The organism is Shewanella sediminis HAW-EB3, assembly GCF_000018025.1.
Lineage (GTDB): Bacteria > Pseudomonadota > Gammaproteobacteria > Enterobacterales > Shewanellaceae > Shewanella > Shewanella sediminis.
The window spans coordinates 1778245-1798966 of record NC_009831.1 but is presented as its reverse complement, the minus strand read 5'-3'; the positions used below and the strand labels follow the sequence as shown (position 1 = coordinate 1798966).

Sequence of the window (20722 nt, the reverse complement as noted above, 5' to 3'; positions counted from 1 at the left end):
GATGACCTTTCTCAGTGCTATTCGTAAATAAGCGGTCAATATTGACCGCTTATTTTTATTTTATCCTCTCGCCGTAAAAATAACTGCGAGTATTAAACAGCGACAGGATCACTTGTCATAAAGTCTGTGATATGACCTACCACCTCATCGCCCGCATCTTCAAGAATATAATGCCCACAATCGGCAAATTCATGCACCACTGCGTGAGGCATCTCTACTTTCCACTGGTCAAGAAAGTGTTTATCGAAGACAAAATCTTTCAAGCCCCAACAGATAAGCGTAGGCACCTTGGCAAACTTTGGCAGACTCGCTGCAATTTCCGACACCAACTCATAATTTCGATCGCCAGGCTTAAGCGGTATATCCTGGACGAACCTCAATGTAGAGATACGATTGGCCCATGAATTAAAGGGAGCGACATAGGCTTCTCTGACCTCTTTCGACATAGGCTTACGTTTCACGCCAACATAGGATGCGATCGATGAAAAGGCATTAAACCCACGCACTAATGCTGTACCCAACAGGGTATTTCTGCAAATCCACAGCGGCCATGGAAAAGGTTTAGATGAAGGAAGGTGGAAGGCACCGGTATTGAGCACGACAAGACGCTTGATACGCTCAGGATAACGAGCCGCGTAACCCATACCAATCATTCCCCCCCAATCATGCACGATTAGGGTGATATTCTCTCTCACACCTAAGTGTTCGAGCAGCGCCTCAAGATCGTCAATACGATTCTTAAGGGTGTAGTCATAACCACTATCGTCGGGCTTATCCGATAAACCACAACCTATATGGTCGGGGACGATACACTGGTGATTGCCGCTCAAGGCGGTAACCACGTTACGATAATAGAAAGACCAGCTAGGATTACCATGAACCATAACAACTGGTTCACCTTGCCCTTCGTTCACGTACTGTAACTTATTGCCATTTCGGTCTAAATAATTGCGCTTGAAGGGAAACAGAGTGTCTAACATGACTCTTCCTAAATTTTCTTATTTTGATGGCCAGATTATGAGCCATAAATTATATCGTGCTAACACCGAGTCAATAAGAGAAACCCGGCAACCGTGAAAAACGAATTACCGAGTTAGCAGCTTATTATCAGTCAAGATCAGCGATAGATTAACTGACCAGGCGTTACCACTTAATTCCAAGCATCATACAGTTTAAGCCACTGCCAATACCGAGGAAACTTACCTGATCGCCCTTCTGAAGGAAACCTTGATCGTGGGCCATCGCGGCTGTAACAGGCAGAGATACCGTGCCCATATTGCCCAGCAATTGGTAGGTAGGAAACTCTTTCTCTTGAGGAATATTGAGCGCATTAAGCACTTGGCGTCGGTTTGACGCCCCCACCTGATGACAGATCACTTTGTCGACCTGCTCAACCAACCAATTTCGTTGATCTAAGAAATGGCTCCAAGTGTCACGTGCCAGTTCAACGCCCTCTTTCAGCAAGGTGACACCGTCGGTACGCATAAATTCACGATAAAGATGCACACCTGCCTCCTGTAAGCCCCACTGACAAAGATTGTGGTGTTCAGGAGCAGAACGGTGACTGGCACCTAATAGTTGGTGTTGACGTTCGCCTTGAAGAGGCAAGCTACCATCGGTCAGAAGCACCGCAACAGCACCCGAACCACCGGTAAGGGTCGCCAAAGACTGAGCATAATTCTGCATGGTAGGATCGGCCAGCATATTATCTATGGTGATATCGACAATATGACGTGCCGATTCACAAGAGACAACTAAACCGGCCTTAATCTGCCCCAACTCAATGCGGTTAGCAATATCTAAGATACCGGACAAGACACCTAAACAGGCGTTACTGATATCATAGATTGCCGTATCTTTTGACACGCCAAGTTCGGCGGCTATGCGACACGCCGTTGCAGGCTCATGCTGGTCGCGGCACACACCGGTATAGACGACTGCACCTAAATCACCAACTTGAACGCCAGTTTCATTGATGGCTTTATGCGCCGCAGCCAAGGCTCCGTCGGACAGTCTGTGGCCTTTGGGCCACCAGCGACGCTCTTGGATCCCCGTTAATGCGGCAAGCTGCCCCATAGGAATGCGATATTTCTTATATAGCGGTGCCAATCGAGATTCTAATTCGGAAGTGGACACCACTTCGGGTGCCAGTTCATATGCCAGGCTATTGATAAATACTCGGGAATATTTCATTAAACAGTATTATTTCGCTCACTATTATCGGCGCTTCGATAGCCAATAAATATTGTTATTTAGTGTTAACCCGACATTTGAGCAAGAAAAAGCTAATGATTCAATAAAAAACCGTCCAAGGTCCGATTTATTCACCAATTAACTCAATGCTTAACTACAAAGTAGCGGTTCTTTGATTAGAAAACGCTCACACAATAACCCGGCTAACCTTAATAAACAGTGACTTAGATTTAACTTTGTCATTTAAACGCTTTTTTGTTTATTTTTCGGCCTGAATTAATGAATTACGCGGTGTAACCCGCTCTGAACAAAATTTCCTGAGGGAGACACTATAGCCTTGCTCTTCAAGAAAACAAACTCTATCCAGTAACAACCAATGTTCCAGCACGGCTCGAAAAAGGTGAGCAACCAGATCGACTCTTCTGGTCAATCGCTGACGTTTCAAACCTGATTGTTCAAAATACTCAAAATTTATATTCTCTGGTAAAGGAACTGATTTTGTTTGTGCGGCCCAGAGACAAAAAGCATTAAAGTCACCACTGAGCTGACTCTGCTTTATCGAAGGAATTGGCAGGTATTTCTCGCAACCTCGAACCTCGCGCTGCAATGAATCAAATCCAAGGCGCCAGGCGATCTCCCGATGCCTCAGCTCCTGTTGCTTACTGCCGGCAATCGTACTTTGTTGCAGTGGTAATTGCAGATCATGTCGGCTCAGGCTCAGCGCGCTGTTACGCGCACCTCTGCTAAGAGCTTCGTACTCTTTGGCACGAATAAGGTGATAACAACAAGGTGAAAATGCAATATTCCTGGTCCCGGCCACTGAGGCTAACCGAATCAGCTCGACATGAAGATCACCACAAGCATGCAGTGCAACGGCCTGTTGATTAACTTTTAACTGGCTTTGCTTGGCTGCAAACGCATCGGCGCAAATGAAGGTTTGTGGTAGATGCCACTGCTCGGCAAAGTCAGTACCGGCTTCACACAAGCTTTGTTGCCACTCGAGACTGACGACAGAACGATTATGGGCCTTTGCAATCAAACGCCCTAAATGCCCCTTACCGGCACACCATTCCAACACGTCACTATCACACCGAGTTAATTGCCCTGCGAAAGCATTAATCTGTTCCCACTTACGTCCCTTAATACCCGCGCTGAAATGAGATAGCTCACTATCGGGCAGCTCTCTATGGGACAATAACGCTTTGTCTGGCTCACCGCACAATGGCGATGTGATGTCCAACAGACTCAACTCCCACTCGAGTCCAGCCTCCATCAGATCTTCAGTCAGGGAGGGCAATAGTACGGCAATAAGGGAAGACTGCCCTCTGTCGACATCATCAATATCTTCATCAGCAATCGACCAGACACGCTCGGCTAAACGCGGGAACTGAGTCCCCCATGGAAGCGACGTGCACTCGAATGCCTTAACTTGCCATAAGTCACGACTTTGAACTAACAAGGTATCAAGCCTTTTAAATAAGGCGCTTTGTTGGGTCTTGTGCGCGGTCTTTTGCTGGGGCTTTAGCGGATTGTTAGGCATAAACTGGATAGTGGTCACTCTCTTTACAAGATATCAGAGGCAGCGTTGAGCTCTACACGCAAGCTACTAGGTACTAGGTACTAGGTACTAGGTACTAGGTACTAGGTACTAGGTACTAGGTACTAGGTACTAGGTACTAGGTACTAGGTACTAGGTACTAGGTACTAGGTACTAGGTACTAGGTACTAGGTACTAGGTACTAGGTACTAGGTAGGATTATAAAGCAGAAGTACCCAGATGCATACTCGGAAAAAATCACGAGTCACGAAGAATATAAATCAATAGCTGTTAACTCAACCGCCGTCACCCGCTTTAAAATAAAGAGTTTATGGATGACAGCGTTCAGGCTCGTTCTAAACTTAAAACTTAAAACTTAAAACTTATAGCTCATGTGCTTTTTGCGCCTTCTTAACTTCCATACGCTTACCTAGCCAGACACCCAAACCTAAGGGGGCAAAGAACACCACTAGGAGGAAAAGCACAAAGTATAAGATCAAACTCTTGAGTGTTTTTGTCAGCTCTTGAAATACGACCTCGACAGTATGCTTAGAAAGTTCATCTAAATTGGCGGCAGCAGCAACACGCTCTCTTGCGACCATATCTTCTAAAGCAATACGTTCACTCTTAACCATTAACTCCAACGCTTGTCGCTCTGTAGATAACTGGGCTAATTTACTATCAGTTGAATCACTGAGCTGCTGCAATAAGGGAGTTAATTCACGACGCATATCGACAGCCAATGTCTGCATCATCTCGGGGCTTTGTGCCATAAGTTCCTGGAATTTGGCCGATGTGACGCTGATATGATTCAACGTCTTCTGTATCTCCTCGGCATTGATATTAGAGTGCAATGCATAGAGTTCAGCCTTCCAGCCAAGAATTTTTGGCATCTGCTCAGAGATCATCGCCATACGATCAGAGATATCACTCATCACCTCCGGCACTGAACCGAAGGTTGTCACCGCTTCAAATTCGTTTATCTCCCTGAATTTTAACCAATCATTAAATGCCGACTTCCGGCTAAAGGTCATCTCGGTCAGCGGATTAACAACGACGTATTGTTCGATAAAATCACGATTTTTCTGAAATTCAGTCGACGTTAGGAAGCCTTTAACTGTAGATTCAAACTGTGACTGTAATGCCCTGCTTGCCTCAATAGCGAGTGTTTGCTGTAAACCAAAAAGAGACCGACCGGCACCAGTCTCATAGAAGGCGGTCATCTGCGCCGTAAATGCCCAGGTATCAACCATTGCTGCGACAGGTGAGGTTTGAAAAATAGTCCTCTGCAGCGCCTGTTCAGAATAGATCTTCCACATCAATGCATTGGATTTGAGATAAATATATTGCTCACCGGCGTCTTCAAAGGATGCGATCTCATCGGCCGTGAGCTCGACCTTGCTATAAAAAGAACTGCTAAAATCGCGACTGAATACCCGCATATTCAATTGTTCTTGAGGCAGTGGTTCGATACCACTTTCTAGCTTAACTTCCAATAATGAACATGCTGATGTAAGCAGACCAAGCATAGCCATCACCGTTAAGCGTAATAACACTTTCATAAAGCCCCCAATTATTTTTCCAATCCATTGAAAAATTAGTATAAAAAGTAAATTAATTCGTTTGTAAGTTTAACTTATTAACCGCTTATCACCTATAAATGATCCCACTATTGGTTATTCATTAAGGTAATATTTAGTAAAAATCTAGCCCGCTTTTACTTCGCTTAAGAATGATGACTCACATAACAAACAATTCAGCCACCCCAACCACCTAACACCAATTCACCTTGAATACTATGACGAAGAACATTAAAATCACCACCAATAAGAATATGACTCTAAATTATAAATGGAAATGACATGATTCAATCTCCTTGTGTGGCGAAGTGCGGTGTAAACGAAGATGATATCTGCATGGGCTGTTATCGAAATATCGATGAAATCGTCGGCTGGAGTAAAGCCGATGATGCCTTTAAAGCCCAGGTCTGGAAGAAGATCCCCGGCCGTAAAGCTGAGTTAGGCAAAGGGCTAAACAGTGAAAAAATAAGCAAGGATAGATGGCAGGAGGTGGCTGCTCGCCTGAAGGAAGAGGCATTAGTAACAGGGTAACTCCTGCTAAAGAGATAGAGATATACCGCATATCTCTTCCTCTCAAAGCCAGAAACCCTTTCAGGTATTTTACAAGCTAACTTTTACTTTTTCATCATGCCTTTGAGGTCTGCAAAAGGATTGTAGGTTGCCGCTTCGACCTTAGCTTCTTTAGTCGCGCCGTATTGGATCAACTCTTCAAATTTAGAGTGTTCATTATCGTGGCAATATAGGCACAATAACTCCCAGTTAGACCCATCAGATGGGTTATTATCATGATTATGATCTCTGTGATGCACAGTGAGCTCACGTAAGTTGGCATTATTGAACTCTCGCGTGCAACGACCGCAGACCCAGGGGTAGAGCTTAAGCGCTTGCTCTCGATAACCCGTTTCTCGTTTCGCTTTATACTCTCTGGCTTCTGCCAATACTTTATCTAACTTACTTGGGCCTTGGTTTGCTGACATATCTTTCATCTCGAATTATGTTTAAACGCTTATTCAGACCCATTGTTAAACGAACCCCGCAGAGGCTCCTGACACGATGATTAATCGTTAAATGAGTGAATATAAAAAAACAGCCCTAATGATACCATCAGGGCTGTTTGATTTTAACCGGGTATTTGAGACAAAATATTTACCCTGTCTCGATTAACCTAGCTCTTAACCTAAGTATTCTGAACTGGATAGGTGCAGGTAATGCAGATACTTTTCATACTGGGTCACCACATCTGCCAAGATCTGATCTTGAGTGAAGCCCATCACATCATAATGTTGACCGCCATGCTCAAGGAACACCTCGACCCGATAATAATCGGTTTCACCTTCATCGAGTTCACTCTCGATTGGGTTGATGATGGTAAATGCACGTACCCGTAGACCATAGGCAAAGTCATCATATTCCTCGTTGGCGATAACGAAACGAATACGATTTTCAAAATGCAACAACTCTGCAGGGATCTCTTTACTGATAAAGCTCTTACACACCTTAGTCAGCGCCGGCGTGGCCACATTGTCGAGAAAATTTTGTGCATCTTCTTTACTCGGATGAGACACTAACACATCGATATGGTCTTCCCAATTCACGTTAGTTTTGGTGAACTGTACACTCGTATTATGAAGCTGCACGCTGTTGATCTTAAGCCAGTCATCCTGGAGTGCCTTGTACAAACCAAAACACATCAAGAGCATGACTAACAAAAAAGGCAATGCACTGGCAATCGCTACCGTTTGTAGTGCTTGCAGGCCGCCGGCAAGCAATAAAACAGAAGCGACAACGCCCTGAAGTAGCGCCCAAAAGACACGCTGCCATACAGGTGCTTCATGATCGCCACCCGATGTTAGGTTATCGATAACCAGTGACCCCGAATCGGACGAAGTAACAAAGAAGGTGATAACCAGACACAAGGCTATCGTCGATAGCAGAGTGGAAAATGGCATATGCTCAAAAAAGACAAACAAGGCAACGGAGACATCACTTGAAACAGCTTCCGTCAGATAGCTTGCACCATGGTCCATGATCGCATCTATCGCCGTGTTACCAAATACTGTCATCCACAAGAAGGTAAACGCAGTAGGTACGAATAACACACCCACCAAAAACTCTCTGATGGTACGGCCACGGGAAACTCTGGCAATAAAGGTTCCTACAAATGGGGACCATGAGATCCACCAGCCCCAGTAGAGCAAGGTCCAACCCCCAATCCAATCATTTTTCTGCTCGTAGGCATACAAGTTAAAAGTTTTACCGACAATATCACTCAAATATCCTCCGGTATTTTGTACAAAGGCCTGTAGTAGCTCAACGGTAGGTCCAAAGATCAGCACAAAAATTAGTAGTAATATTGCTAAACCTAAGTTCAATTCACTGAGTCGTTTAACTCCTTTATCCAACCCGGAGAAAACTGAGAGTGTCGCAATCAATGAAATCGCGATAATAAGCCCAACTTGGACGTAAGCATTTACCGGCACACCGAGCAGATAGTTTAGCCCTGAGTTAACTTGTAACACACCAAAACCCAGAGATGTGGCCACACCAAACATGGTTCCGATAACGGCAAATGTATCGACAGCATGCCCTATAGGCCCATAGATACGTTCACCAATCAGAGGATAAAGGGCACTTCGTGGCAGTAGAGGTAGCTTATGCCGATAGGAGAAATAAGCCAGACTAAGTGCGACAACCGCATAGATGGCCCAGGCATGGATCCCCCAATGGAAGAAAGTGATCTTCATTGCATCTTTAGCGGCCTGAATCGTCTCAGGAGTCGCATCCGGTGGAGCTAAATAGTGCATAACAGGTTCGGCAACACCAAAGAACATCAAGCCGATGCCCATGCCGGCTGAAAACAGCATGGCTATCCAGCTTTTGTAGCTGTAATCGGGTTCGGCGTGATCCGGTCCTAACTTAATATCACCGAAACGACTCACCATCACAAAGATGATAAAGATAAGGAAGATGGCAACACCTAAGATGTAAAGCCAACCGGCCTTAAGTTCGAACCAAGACTGGGCTGACTTAAATACAATTTGTGCCTGCTGTGGCCAGATAGCCCCGACAAACACCATTAACGCTATGATAAAAACGGAAGAGAAAAAAACAGGAGGATTAATACTGGTTTTGATCGACATAAAACTCTCGAAGATTAGCACATAGTTGATACAGCTCACTCAACTACAAGAGATCCCGGCCAACATTAGACGGTGAGGCATCATACAGTTTTGCATAACTGTAACTGCGCCGGAAATCACAATTTGTGAACGCCAAAAAGGCTATATACTCAGGTTTTACGCTAAGGTTCTTTTAAGCCAGGCTTCTACGCCAATGCTTTTAAACTCATCGTTAACCGAAAAGCTAAAAACAACAAATCCCATTAAATAGCGACCAAATCCAATAAATTTAATCAGTCCGGCACTATTGAATACAATCTGTCTATACACAAAGATAAGTATATTATACATTAAATTCAGCCTTAAATCTGAGCTGACGTTATAAAAACAAACAAGCAACTCCGTAGCCGCTTGTTTTAAAAAGATTTTATTTTTAGGTTTCACTATTCTTAAGCAAATTAAAAATTAAGGTCTTTCTCCATCTCTTCATAGGAGACATGGCGCACATCTTTCCCTTTCACGTAATAGATGATGTACTCACAGATATTCTGGCAACGGTCACCCACTCGCTCAACAGCCCTTGCAGCCCAAAGCACATCTAACACTTCGGGAATTGAACGTGGATCGGCCATCATATAGGTCATTAATTGGCGAATGATCCCTTCATACTCTTTATCTAACTTAATGTCTTCTTTATGCAGCTCGAGTGCCACTTCGGCGTCCATACGCGCCAGAGCATCTAAAGTGGCATTGAGCATACGCGTCGCGTGACGTCCCATGTTCTCGATGCTTACCAGTAGTGGCTGCTGGTTTTTAGAGCGTTTATCCATTGCAGCCTTAGCTATCTTCACGCAAGCATCACCGATGCGCTCCAGATCGGTAATCGTTTTCGATATCGCAAGTACTAAACGTAAATCGCTCGCAGCAGGCTGACGCTTGGCAATGATACGGGTACACTCTTCATCTATGGCCACTTCCATACCATTGACCTTATGATCGCCATCGATAACTTTCTGCGCCAACTCAGAGTCCAATGTACTTAGGGCATCCAGAGACTGTTCCAGTTGACGTTCGACTAAACCGCCCATAGCTAAGACACGATTACGGATATCATCCAGCTCGGCATTAAACTGACCAGAGATGTGCTTACTTAAATTCATATTTTCCATTGCAATTTAAACCTTTTCCAATTCTGTTAATGCCCATATATACCCAAGCCACTTCAAAATTCTCATTTCAGAGGTCGTCTGGGTACACAAGAGTCGGGTCTGAAAACTGATCAGTTCTATTACCCGTACCTACCCGTGATGTAATCTTCTGTTTTACGTTTTCTTGGCGTCGTAAATATGGTGTTAGTATCGGCATATTCAACCAGCTCCCCCATATACATAAAGGCAGTTTGATCCGAGACGCGCGCCGCCTGTTGCATGTTATGGGTCACGATCACGACTGTGTATTTAGATTTAAGCTCGGTGATCAACTCTTCAATCGTCAGTGTCGAAATAGGATCCAGGGCCGATGTTGGCTCATCGAGAAGTAAAACCTCTGGCTCGATGGCAATCGCACGGGCAATCACCAAACGCTGCTGCTGACCACCGGAAAGGCCAAACGCATTGTCATGTAACCTGTCTTTCACTTCATCCCAAATGGCGGCGCCACGCAAAGATTGTTCGGCAGCATCATCCAGTTCGCGTCGATTATTTATCCCTTGCAGACGCAAGCCGTAAACGACGTTTTCATAAATTGATTTAGGAAAAGGATTTGGACGCTGGAACACCATACCGACATTTCTGCGCAGAGAGGCGACATCGACTTGTTTGTCGTAGATATTTTGCCCGTTGAGCAAAATTTCCCCGCCAATATGGCAGTTATCAACCAGATCATTCATTCGGTTGATGCAGCGCAGCAGTGTGGATTTACCACAACCACTTGGCCCGATAAATGCGGTAACCTGTTTTTCGGGGATCTTCATCGATACATCGAAAAGTGCCTGTTTATCACCGTATTTTAGATCCAGGTTGCGGATCTCCAGGGCTGTCTCTTCCTGGCTCAAATTGTTCAGATCGACTGAATTTGTGTTCATAGCGGACTTATCTATGGAAATCATTTTATATCCTATCACTTTAACAGAGCGGCTTGGCCGCTCTATTTATGCCATTGGGTGGCGATATATACTCAAGCCACTTAAAAATGCTCGTTTCAGAGCTCCCGTTTGGGTATATGTTTTTAATGCTCAAGCGAGCGATACTTCTCGCGTAAATGGTTGCGTACGCCGATAGCAGTCAAGTTTAATGACACGATGACTGAAACGAGCAGGAACGAAGTCGCATAGACCAAAGGTCTCGCGGCTTCCACGTTAGGGCTTTGAAAACCCACATCATAAATGTGAAAACCTAAGTGCATAAACTTACGTTCCAAGTGCACAAATGGGAAATTCATGTCGATTGGCAAGGTCGGTGCTAGCTTTACGACTCCCACCAGCATCAATGGAGCAACTTCACCGGCGGCGCGGGCCACCGCCAGAATCAATCCCGTCATAATGGCCGGACTCGCCATGGGGATAACAATGCGCCAAAGTGTCTCAGCTTTTGTAGCCCCAAGCGCTAAACTGCCTTGACGTACGGCACTGGGAATGCGGCTCAGTCCCTCTTCGGTTGAAACTATCACCACAGGCAGAGTCAAAATCGCCAACGTTAATGCAGACCAGAGCACGCCCGGCGAACCAAAAGTCGGGGCAGGCAGCGCCTCAGGGTAAAAGAGTTGATCTAACGTGCCACCAAACATATAGACGAAGAAGCCAAGGCCGAATACACCATACACAATCGATGGCACACCCGCTAAGTTAATCACAGCAATACGGATCATCTTAGTCACAGGCCCTTTCTTAGCGTATTCATGCAAATAGATCGCCGCGATAACGCCAAAAGGGGTCACAATAACCGCCATCAACATCACCATAAACACCGTACCGAAGATAGCCGGGAATACACCGCCTTCAGTATTCGCTTCCCGTGGGTCATCGCTGACAAACCGGCCGATACCGACAAACCAGTGGCCGATTTTTCCTATCAGGCTGATACGATTGGAATAGGTAACATCTAAAATCGTATCGAGTTTGAGCACGACCTCTTCGCCGCGCATATCTTTGATGATCACCGAGTCTCGTGCCGCTTCGGTGCGAAGGGCAAAGAAGGACTTCTCCAGCAGCAAGTATTCAGCCTGCAAGCTCGCTTGCTTAATTGCAATTTCCGCCTTGCGCCCCTCGGTGAGTTGACCATCTAACTCATAACGTCTTTCCCGTAAACGAAGCTGTTCCATTTCATGGTTTATCGACCCGATTTCACTCTTTTGCAGTGTTACCGCTTGATCATTGAGCTCTACGGCACGTTCGATATGCGCCTCAAAAGAGGCCTCGATATCATCGAGGGCGAGTCGCTTTCCATCTTCAACCACTGCAATCGGGTAACCATAGAAATCACCGTTTTTACTTCTCTCAATCACGGCAATATTTTCAGGTTGAGTGCGCGAGATGATATCTGTCGCTAATATCCAGCGAAAATCCAATCCAACGAACTCACGGTTACCGGTTTTAACCAGATAACGCGTCACCGTTTCACCTGGCGTCTCCTTAAACACATGACCCGCAGAGATAAGACGCTCGGTTGGCACCTCCTCTTTATCATATATTTCACCAATTAAGGTGTAACGATCACCTTCTGGATCGTTCAGCTCCCACTGATAAATTTCTGCAGGCCAGAAATAGCTGAGGCCACGCCAGGCAATCATCAACAATAATCCCAGTACGGCAATTAAGCTGATGCTCACCGCCCCACCAGTCATCCATATCCACGGAGACCCGGATTTAAACCACTTACCCATGATTCATACTCCAAAATCCTTGCACAAAAACAGCACCACAGTCATTCATTCTGTAAGCCCAAGGAGAACCAGACTTAAACCACTTACCCATGACGAATACTCCAACATCCTAGCTCGAAAACACACATATTCATTTTCATATATCTAGTCATCATTTCCATTACTCATCATTACAGTGAACTATAACGTTCACGCAGACGCTGTCTCACCACTTCAGCTATGGTGTTGAAGAAGAAGGTGAAAATAAACAGAACAAAGGCTGCAAGGAAAAGCACCCGGTAGTGTGAACTGCCAATCGCCGACTCAGGCATCTCTACAGCAATGTTAGCGGCCAGTGTCCGCATACCTTCGAATACACTCCATTCCATGATGGCAGTATTACCCGTTGCCATAAGCACGATCATGGTCTCTCCCACCGCGCGACCCAGACCCATCATTATCGCAGAGAAGATACCCGGACTCGCCGTAAGCAAGACCACTCGGGTCAAGGTCTGCCAGTTAGTCGCGCCTAAGGCTAAGCTACCATTTGACAGGTGGCGAGGCACTGAGAACACAGCGTCTTCGGCAATCGAGAAGATAGTCGGAATAACCGCGAACCCCATAGCGATACCGACAACTAACGCATTACGCTGATCGAATGTGATCCCCAGTTCATTAGTAATAAACATACGCGAGTCACCATGGAAGAAGGCAACTTCGATGGCGGGACTAATAGCGAAGGAGAACCAACCGATAAAGATAATCACAGGCAATAGCATCAGTTCCTGATAAATTTCAGGCAGACGCTGTTTCCACTTTCCAGGCAGGTTATGCCAGGCAAATGCCGTGGCCAGAATCGATAAAGGTAGCAGCAAGAGCAACACCAAAATACCCGGCAAATTGTCTTCAATCAGAGGCGCAAGCCAGAGTCCCGCTAAGAAACCCAAGATCACGGTAGGTAAAGCTTCCATTATCTCAATCGTCGGCTTCACTATGGAACGTATCTTTGGAGACATGAAATAGGCGGTATAGATCGCGCCGGCAATCGCCAGTGGAGTGGCAAACAGCATGGCATAAAGCGCGGCCTTCATGGTTCCGAAAGCCAATGGCATCAGACTTAACTTAGCCTCAAAGTCATCGGAACCGGATGTCGATTGCCATACATATTTAGGTTCCGGATAGTCTTCATACCAAACCTTACTCCACATCGCACTCCAGGAAACCTCAGGATGAGAGTTTTCAACGGTAAATAGATGCAGTTTAGATCCAGCCTCCACCACAAGCGCGTTAGCTCTTGGACTGAAACCGATTTTTTTAGGATTGTTAAGGCCAAAAGGCTCTGAAAATAACTCACGTTCACTGGTGGTATACAGGAGTGTCAGATCACCTTTTTCACTCACTGTCACGAAGCTCTTTCGATAAAATTCGCTGGCAACGCTGGCAACCGATGAGGAAGTGTCAAATGAACGGATCTCCCGGTATTGACGCCCCCGCTCACCATTGACTTGAAAGTACTGCGCAACCAGGCCCGAATCATAGCTAACCAAGATAGAGCTCGCCCCGGCAAGTAGACTCACATCGGTGACCTTCGCCTTAGCCAATTCTAACTCAAGCACTTGTTGTAAGGAGATATCATCGGCGTCACGAATATTATAGATAAACAGCTTATCACCGCTTCTCAATAGAAGCTGACGCTGATCAGGAGTCATTAATCTTTGCTGGACATCCTGCGGCGCATCATTGATCAAGCCCGTTGTCGCAATCCATTCAACCTCTTCGGTCATCATGTTCTCTTCGCCTTCCTGGCGGGTGAGATGCCAAAGATCATCCTGGTCTTGATAGGCGAAGCTCATCTTGTCACTGCTATAACCAAAGATCAGATTATTGAGCGGTGAGCCCTTCTCATCGACAGCGAACGGCTCTCTTCCGGCTGGGTATCTTAAGTTCGGAGTGATCACGCGTTGGTTATTCGGATAGGTCACGCCAAAGTCGATACCTGCAAGTAACACCTGACCATTACTTAGGCCCAAGGCAAATCGTTGCTCACTGACCACCGAAGACGCACTGCCAACAACCTCTACACCTTGAGGAAGAGAAAGCGTTTGTGTTTCGATTAACTGGCCATTTTTCACATCATAAAAATCGACCCGACCAGACTCTGATACGCGGTAGATGATCTCATTTTGTTCATCACTGCCAACCATCAATGCCGGACTCGTATCATTCGCAACATCGACACTGACCAGTGGAGCGACTTCGGCGCCATCGAAGATTGGTTTAACAACGTATAGCAGATAAAAGAAGATCAATAGCAGAGCGACAAATACCATCGTCCCCCCAATCGTCACCCCCACTTGGGTTAATCTGTCCTGAATAGCCCTTCTACTCGAGCCTTTACTCATCAGTAGGTTTTTAGCCTTTGGATCAGGTTTTATTACCTGAGTTACCATTAGAACCTCGTTTATTAAATAGTCAGTAGAGTTTTCACTGGGATTGTTTCAATTGCTGTGCTAACAATAGCTTAGAAACACTCTCATTATTCTGATGTGTCGAATTATATGACGTAAAGATGACACTAGTGTTACAAGGTACAAATCCAGAGATAATATTTATTCAAAGGAGCTAAATCAACATGTTACGATACTTAGTCACCCTACAGGTAGCCGATAGAAAAGGGTTAGTCGAACAGATCGCGCACGCGGTTAGCCGTCATGGTGGTAATTGGCTCGATTCTGAACTTCGTCATATCGACGGAATTTTTGCGGCCATACTCCTTTTAGAGGTCCCGGCTTCTAACTGGGATATTCTGGCCGAAAACTTAGAGTGTATAGAAGGTTTAAGCATGACCTATGCTAAAACCAATAAAAACCCACATCAGATTAAACACTTTAGTTTTTCACTCGTGGCCTATGACAGACCAGGCTTAGTACATGATATTTCAAACAAGATCAGTGCACTTGGAATTAATATTGAACACTTCAGCACGCGTTATGAGAGCGCGAGCCACACGGGTGTGCCCCTCTTCAGAGCTAATTTCGATCTTGGAATAAAAACCCCCGAACAAGAGGAGCTGCTTTCGAGTGCGCTATATGAAATAGGTGATGATGTGGTTCTGGATAAAATCAGCACTTAAACTGTTAAATACTTAAAGACCAGCTCAAAGAGAGTGAGATCCACTCACTCTCCTTCATGAATATGCCACTCAGCTTTCCTACTTCTTTCAAGTCTCTTTTTACTGGTAGCAATCGAAAAAATCTATCAGAGGTCGTTTAAACAATCTGTTAGACTGTGACCTATCCAGAAGACTGGTCGTTAACGCCAGCTCAATGTCTTGCTCAATTCTATGCTTTATCTTTAATAGGGCATATTTATGCTAGGAACAGCTATGTCAGGTTCAATGTTAGGTACTGTCTCAGGTACGATAAAAAAAATGCGCGCCACACTAGATAATGATGGGCGGGTAGAATACCAACTGCCCATAGGTGATGAGCTGTTAGCCATGAACCCTCTTATCGGCACTAGAGTTACCTTGACGCATACCGGCAAAATTTGCTGCAGTAACTGCGGCAAAAAGACCAAAAAAAGTTATTCTCAAGGACACTGTTTTGTCTGCATGAAGAAGCTGGCAAGTTGCGATATGTGCATCATGAAGCCCGAAACCTGTCACTTTGACCAAGGTACCTGTCGTGAGCCACAGTGGGGAGAAGACAACTGTTTCGTCCCTCACTATGTCTACCTGTCAAATACATCGGGTCTCAAGGTCGGCATCACCCGTCATACCCAGTTACCAACACGTTGGATAGATCAGGGGGCCACTCAGGGCTTACCCATTTTAAAGGTATCGACAAGACAGATATCAGGTTTAGTGGAAGTCGAGTTGGCGAAGTTGATTGCTGATAAGACCAACTGGCGCACTATGCTCAAAGGTAATGCGGAAAATATCGATCTTAAAGCTCACGCTACCGAGCTTTTACCCCAGGTTGAGAGTAAAATTCATGAGATTTGTATGGCCCATGGCGAATACGCCATCGAGAAGCTCAATGAAGATATTCAGGAGATACATTTCCCTGTCACTGAGTTCCCGACAAAGATAACGTCACATAATTTTGATAAAAATCCTATCGTTAGCGGGGTTTTGCAGGGAATTAAGGGGCAATATCTTATCTTCGACACCGGCGTCATCAACCTACGCAAGTTTACCTCCTATGAGATAAGTGTCGGCTAACCGATCGGGGCTCATGGGCCGGTCCCCCTTTACAGGAGAAATCCGGCTCATGCTCATCTCCCCTTTAGAAAAAATTAACAATGACGGCATACTTTAAAACCCCGGTATGCTCACCCGCCTCTACCCAAGTATTCATTTTATCCAGCCTCTCAAAATTTCAGAATCGTCATATACTATATTGCACTAATATATATAACTCCCAATTAGTTAGCTTCACTCTCCCAGGGATAATGTTTCACAATTCATCTTCATCTACGGCCTGGCATTTTCAATATATTTGTTAATCAGATCCCATTTGAGCTGTCGTAGTTACACCGGGTTCACACTTTTGCAACCACCATGTTGTATTTAACTGTTTTTTGGCTCTTAATATTCATTAGATTTTTCTTATGTCTTATCGAATTCATCCTAGGGTGGTTTTCATGAAAATGACAATTAAAGCTAAATTAATCATATTAGTAGGTGCCTTACTCGTTGCTGTTTCCGGCTACTTCATCGTCAACATGATCGTGATTGAACAGGCGGTTCTCAAACAAGAAGAGCTTAATATCAGCAATAAAGTCGAAAGCCTGGTAAAACAGAATCTTATCGGTCAGGTGGATACGCTCAGCCGTTCGGTCAACGACTTCTATCAACAGTCCAGAGTAGAAAATATCAGACAGGCTCTGGGCGATGAGATTGTCATGTTTCGCGGTATCATAAATCGCATGTACGAGAATAATCTCACCGATGATCCCGATATGATGGTCTATACCTTTATCAACGAATATCAGTGGGGAAAGGGCCGTTACCTGTTTGCCTATGACGCAGACACCCTGACAAACGAAGCCGCCGGTATTGGTGGTGTATCGATGGGAAATAGTCGTGATGTTGTCGATGAAAAAGGCAATTATTACGCTCGAAATATTGTAGCCGCCGCCAAAGAAAATAAGGTAGGTTTCACCAGCTACTTCTTCTCCAATCCAACCACAGGGAAGGTCGAAGAGAAGCTCTCTGCCTCCTTCTATTTTGAACCACTCAATCTGGTCATTGCTACCGGTGAGTACATCAGCACCCTGAAACAGGATAAGGTAACGGCCGCACTACAGACCGTTATGGCAGCAAAATATGGTGAAAGTGGTGAGTTCTGGATACAAGATACCAGCGGTAAAATCCTGGCCCACTCTCAAAAAAGCCTCATAGGTCAACAAACAGCAAACACCGATAAGGCAAAGCAAGCCTTGGGTGAGCAGCCTGAGGCCTTCGTCCTGCTCCCGGCCTCCTCTTCGGCGAATAGCGCCGAGGCCAAAATCTCATACGTCAGGAAGATCCTCCCCGAGTGGAATTGGGTCATTGGCACCGGCGCCTATGAGTCCGATGTCACCTCTATTCAACAGGGACTGACCGAAGGAACCCGTGAGATATTTGACAGTAAAATCTACCAGAGTATCGCGGTAACGAGTGTACTTATCGTCCTTGCGCTTATTTTCTGTGTATGGCTGCTGAACAAGATAATCACAGATATGGTCGTACTTAAAGAGCGCATAGAGACCCTCTCCACCGGCGAAGCAGATCTGACCTCTCGATTGGAGATCGCTACCCGTGATGAGCTTGCAGATATAGGTCATTCGGTGAATAATTTTATCAGTTACCTTCAAGATATGATGCTCGATATCTCTAAATCCTCTAAAGAGATCACCGAAGGGATCACGCAACTTAACGGCCAATCTGAACGAAACAGCCAGGCCCTCAATAGTCACACCTCAGAGACTGAACTCGCAGTTACGGCGATCACTCAGATGAACGCCTCAGCAGAAGCCGTGGCCCAAAGTGCGGTGCAAACGGCGTCGAGCACCCAACAAGCCAATGAAGAAGCTAAAGCCTCTAAGGTCACCGTTGTCGATGCTTCAAACAGTGTCATTGCTCTCGTAGAGGAGATGAATACGGCGACCAGCAGCATCAATACCATGAGCGAGAACACCAAGCAGATCGTATCGGTACTCGACGTTATAGGAGGGATCGCCGAACAGACTAATCTGCTCGCTCTCAATGCCGCCATCGAAGCCGCCCGCGCCGGAGAACAGGGACGAGGATTTGCGGTCGTCGCCGATGAGGTACGCTCGCTCGCCTCTCGTACACAATCGAGTACCGCTCAGATAGAGGAGATCTTGTCCACATTACGACGCGATGCGGCAACGGCAGAAAAAGTGATGACCGAGACTAAGAATAGCTGCCAGAAGGTGGCAGAAAATACCTCACGCGTCACCACCAGCCTTGATACCATGACAGGTTCTATCGTGGAAATTAACGATTTAGGCAGTCAAATCGCGACGGCATCCGAGCAGCAAAGTGCAGTAACCGATGAGATTAGCCGAAATATGCACACCATAGAGGCCATGGCACTTGAGCTATTACAAAACGGCCAACAAACGGCGCTAAGCACTCAAAACCTTTCGGCAGCTAACGAGCAACTCAATGTGTTAGTCAGTAAGTTTAAGCTCGCTTAAAAGCGAAAATGAAATATCCCTTTTAACCAATGCCCAAATAACTGAGCATTGGTTAAAATAGGCTAAATTAGTTTTTATTTATATCTCAGATAACCCAATACATAACTATCGCCAAAGAATAAAGATCCAGCAATCTTATTTTGCCATTCTCTGAATTAACCTTATCTAATAAGTATCAGCCTATCAAGCCTGCTGTAAACCCATATCAACATATCGTCAACACCATGATTAACTGTCAAATATCAGTATTTATTTCACCGACTGATATATTTCACCAACACTAGACTGCTCATTTATTGTACCAACATTCAAATTTGATTTTTTTACACTTAAAAATATCAATGTTAGCTATATGTGGAACTTGTTACACACACCTTTTTAATACTAAATTTGTGATCAGATGCTAAATATCAATTGTTATTTGCGTGCTAAAATCGTAAATACTTAAATTATATATTGGTTAGCAATATTTAATTTCCTTGATCAATTAAATAGACTAAAGGGCAAGAGACGTATGACTAATAGAGTTATTCAGACGTTCATTTTCGCATTGTCACCATTTTTTCTACAAGCAACAGCCGGAGAGTTATCTATTCCTGCTGCTCACGCTACCGATAACCCTGTTTCTGTTTTGAGCCAGAAGATTAAAGGTGTACAGCGACAACAAACTATCTTAGCTGAAGAAATTATTGTCTATAACAAGAAGCAGCGCACACTATTAAGTCAACAGGAAAAGGCGGCAACGGCTGTCCTTGACGCAGAAAAGAACAGAAAAAAAGCACAAAAGCAGCTAGATAATCAATTTAAGGCACTACTTAATGATCCTTCAGCTGACATTACTGCCACCAAAAACAGATATCAACAAGCATGGCAATCACTGCAAGATAGCCAGAAGGAAAAACAGCTCATCGCTCATTCGATAACAGAGCAGACAGCCATTATCGAAGGTAGTAAAAAGCGCCAGGCCTCCATAAGCCACGAAATAGCACAGCTTAAAGAACTTAAAAAAGGTGCCCGTGTAAAACGTATCGAAAAAGAGCTAACCTTTAATGACTCGGTTGATGTCTCTCATACCGTTACTTGTAATCTTAAAATGACATTAGCCGAATGTGCAGAGCAAGGAAAAATCCTTACTATGCAAAAAGCGGTTAGAGTTTTCAAAGCTAAGCTGATTGATAGTTTAACAGAATCTGAATTAGCAAAGGTCCATGCCGACGATGTGTCTTTTAACATCCATGTCATGAATAGCCAAACGTTAAAAAATGAATTTAATGGCAGCAGTAACTTCGTCACTCAAATTCAGTCTGAAATGCGTAGCCACCCCTCAAATATTGCCGCCTGCCAACTTTTAGAACTCAAGGAAAGTTACTGTGTCGAGCCAAAAAGTAAATCTGTCTCGATCGCAACAGATAACAACTATACCAGTTCGAAGAAGTGGCTCAGTGTGACAATACGTTCAAACGTCTACGGTGACAGAGTCGTCGTCGATGGCGTCGATTATGGCAGTACTCCTATGGATGTGATGCTTCCAAGTGGACCACACCAATTTAAAATAAGTAAGAAAGGTTATCAGACTTACCAACGTGAACTAACGATAGATAGAGATCAGACAGTCTGGACCGAACTCTACGAGCAAAAACGTAGCGATGGTTGGCAAACTACAGCTGTTACGCCCTAAAATTAATACGAATGGTACAAGTAACAAGGGCAGTATTTATACTGTC

The 20722-nt window shown here is 44.9% G+C and carries 16 protein-coding genes; 5 read left to right on the top strand and 11 right to left on the bottom strand.

Going from position 1 to position 20722, the window contains the following annotated elements; all coding sequences use genetic code 11:
• Positions 1–92: 92 nt before the first annotated feature.
• The 4 genes from SSED_RS07825 to SSED_RS07810 form a co-directional block, all read right to left on the bottom strand.
• Complete coding sequence (locus SSED_RS07825) at positions 93–980, bottom strand: alpha/beta fold hydrolase (RefSeq protein WP_012141858.1); 888 nt, start codon at positions 978–980, stop codon at positions 93–95.
• Between the two features lie 163 nt (positions 981–1143).
• Positions 1144–2193, bottom strand: a complete 1050-nt coding sequence (locus tag SSED_RS07820) for a 3-oxoacyl-ACP synthase III (protein WP_012141857.1) — start codon at positions 2191–2193, stop codon at positions 1144–1146.
• A gap of 259 nt (positions 2194–2452) precedes the next feature.
• A complete protein-coding gene (locus SSED_RS07815) occupies positions 2453–3733 on the bottom strand; it encodes a methyltransferase (RefSeq protein ID WP_012141856.1) in 1281 nt (426 codons plus the stop codon).
• A 380-nt stretch (positions 3734–4113) separates the two neighbouring features.
• A complete protein-coding gene (locus SSED_RS07810; RefSeq protein WP_012141855.1) occupies positions 4114–5292 on the bottom strand; it encodes a hypothetical protein in 1179 nt (392 codons plus the stop codon).
• Positions 5293–5592: 300 nt separating this feature from the next.
• Here SSED_RS07810 and SSED_RS07805 point away from each other — a divergent pair, with 300 nt between their 5' ends.
• Positions 5593–5841, top strand: coding sequence for a DUF1289 domain-containing protein (locus SSED_RS07805; protein ID WP_012141854.1), 249 nt, complete (start codon positions 5593–5595; stop codon positions 5839–5841).
• An 83-nt stretch (positions 5842–5924) separates the two neighbouring features.
• On the opposite strand, the gene SSED_RS07800 is transcribed toward SSED_RS07805, so the two are convergent.
• The 7 genes from SSED_RS07800 to SSED_RS07770 all read right to left on the bottom strand — a co-directional run bounded on the left by SSED_RS07800 (position 5925) and on the right by SSED_RS07770 (position 14737).
• On the bottom strand, positions 5925–6287 hold the full coding sequence (locus SSED_RS07800; RefSeq protein ID WP_012141853.1) for a YajD family HNH nuclease: 363 nt from the start codon (positions 6285–6287) through the stop codon (positions 5925–5927).
• Positions 6288–6482: 195 nt separating this feature from the next.
• Positions 6483–8450: a BCCT family transporter gene (locus tag SSED_RS07795; RefSeq protein WP_041421591.1), complete on the bottom strand. Its 1968-nt coding sequence runs from the start codon at positions 8448–8450 to the stop codon at positions 6483–6485.
• Positions 8451–8606: 156 nt separating this feature from the next.
• Complete coding sequence (locus SSED_RS07790) at positions 8607–8873, bottom strand: hypothetical protein (RefSeq protein ID WP_041421590.1); 267 nt, start codon at positions 8871–8873, stop codon at positions 8607–8609.
• A 14-nt stretch (positions 8874–8887) separates the two neighbouring features.
• Positions 8888–9598, bottom strand: coding sequence for a phosphate signaling complex protein PhoU (phoU, locus tag SSED_RS07785; protein ID WP_012141851.1), 711 nt, complete (start codon positions 9596–9598; stop codon positions 8888–8890).
• 119 nt (positions 9599–9717) lie between these two features.
• Positions 9718–10536 carry a phosphate ABC transporter ATP-binding protein PstB gene (pstB, locus tag SSED_RS07780; protein WP_012141850.1) on the bottom strand — a complete coding sequence of 273 codons (819 nt, stop codon included), beginning with the start codon at positions 10534–10536 and terminating at the stop codon, positions 9718–9720.
• A 119-nt stretch (positions 10537–10655) separates the two neighbouring features.
• The gene (gene pstA, locus SSED_RS07775; protein WP_012141849.1) at positions 10656–12308 is read right to left on the bottom strand and encodes a phosphate ABC transporter permease PstA; all 1653 of its coding nucleotides are present in this window, start codon (positions 12306–12308) and stop codon (positions 10656–10658) included.
• A gap of 170 nt (positions 12309–12478) precedes the next feature.
• On the bottom strand, positions 12479–14737 hold the full coding sequence (locus tag SSED_RS07770; protein WP_012141848.1) for an ABC transporter permease subunit: 2259 nt from the start codon (positions 14735–14737) through the stop codon (positions 12479–12481).
• A gap of 182 nt (positions 14738–14919) precedes the next feature.
• Between SSED_RS07770 and SSED_RS07765 the strand changes: the two genes are divergently transcribed.
• The 4 genes from SSED_RS07765 to SSED_RS07750 all read left to right on the top strand — a co-directional run bounded on the left by SSED_RS07765 (position 14920) and on the right by SSED_RS07750 (position 20676).
• On the top strand, positions 14920–15420 hold the full coding sequence (locus SSED_RS07765) for a glycine cleavage system transcriptional repressor (protein WP_012141847.1): 501 nt from the start codon (positions 14920–14922) through the stop codon (positions 15418–15420).
• A gap of 252 nt (positions 15421–15672) precedes the next feature.
• Positions 15673–16512 (top strand): DUF2797 domain-containing protein, encoded by an 840-nt coding sequence (locus tag SSED_RS07760; RefSeq protein ID WP_223295956.1) that lies wholly within the window; start codon positions 15673–15675, stop codon positions 16510–16512.
• Between the two features lie 422 nt (positions 16513–16934).
• Positions 16935–18998: a methyl-accepting chemotaxis protein gene (locus SSED_RS07755; RefSeq protein ID WP_012141845.1), complete on the top strand. Its 2064-nt coding sequence runs from the start codon at positions 16935–16937 to the stop codon at positions 18996–18998.
• 514 nt (positions 18999–19512) lie between these two features.
• Positions 19513–20676, top strand: a complete 1164-nt coding sequence (locus SSED_RS07750; protein ID WP_012141844.1) for a PEGA domain-containing protein — start codon at positions 19513–19515, stop codon at positions 20674–20676.
• The last annotated feature ends 46 nt before the right edge of the window (positions 20677–20722 follow it).

Bases quoted from the DNA above. Each gene is read 5' to 3' on its own strand.
- SSED_RS07815 (WP_012141856.1), bottom strand. From the start codon at position 3,733: ATGCCTAACAATCCGCTAAAGCCCCAGCAAAAGACCGCGCACAAGACC.
- SSED_RS07820 (WP_012141857.1), bottom strand. From the start codon at position 2,193: ATGAAATATTCCCGAGTATTTATCAATAGCCTGGCATATGAACTGGCA.
- SSED_RS07755 (WP_012141845.1), top strand. From the start codon at position 16,935: ATGAAAATGACAATTAAAGCTAAATTAATCATATTAGTAGGTGCCTTA.
- SSED_RS07805 (WP_012141854.1), top strand. From the start codon at position 5,593: ATGATTCAATCTCCTTGTGTGGCGAAGTGCGGTGTAAACGAAGATGAT.
- SSED_RS07750 (WP_012141844.1), top strand. From the start codon at position 19,513: ATGACTAATAGAGTTATTCAGACGTTCATTTTCGCATTGTCACCATTT.
- SSED_RS07770 (WP_012141848.1), bottom strand. From the start codon at position 14,737: ATGGTAACTCAGGTAATAAAACCTGATCCAAAGGCTAAAAACCTACTG.
- SSED_RS07810 (WP_012141855.1), bottom strand. From the start codon at position 5,292: ATGAAAGTGTTATTACGCTTAACGGTGATGGCTATGCTTGGTCTGCTT.
- pstA (WP_012141849.1), bottom strand. From the start codon at position 12,308: ATGGGTAAGTGGTTTAAATCCGGGTCTCCGTGGATATGGATGACTGGT.
- SSED_RS07800 (WP_012141853.1), bottom strand. From the start codon at position 6,287: ATGTCAGCAAACCAAGGCCCAAGTAAGTTAGATAAAGTATTGGCAGAA.
- pstB (WP_012141850.1), bottom strand. From the start codon at position 10,536: ATGATTTCCATAGATAAGTCCGCTATGAACACAAATTCAGTCGATCTG.
- phoU (WP_012141851.1), bottom strand. From the start codon at position 9,598: ATGGAAAATATGAATTTAAGTAAGCACATCTCTGGTCAGTTTAATGCC.
- SSED_RS07795 (WP_041421591.1), bottom strand. From the start codon at position 8,450: ATGTCGATCAAAACCAGTATTAATCCTCCTGTTTTTTTCTCTTCCGTT.
- SSED_RS07760 (WP_223295956.1), top strand. From the start codon at position 15,673: ATGTCAGGTTCAATGTTAGGTACTGTCTCAGGTACGATAAAAAAAATG.
- SSED_RS07765 (WP_012141847.1), top strand. From the start codon at position 14,920: ATGTTACGATACTTAGTCACCCTACAGGTAGCCGATAGAAAAGGGTTA.
- SSED_RS07825 (WP_012141858.1), bottom strand. From the start codon at position 980: ATGTTAGACACTCTGTTTCCCTTCAAGCGCAATTATTTAGACCGAAAT.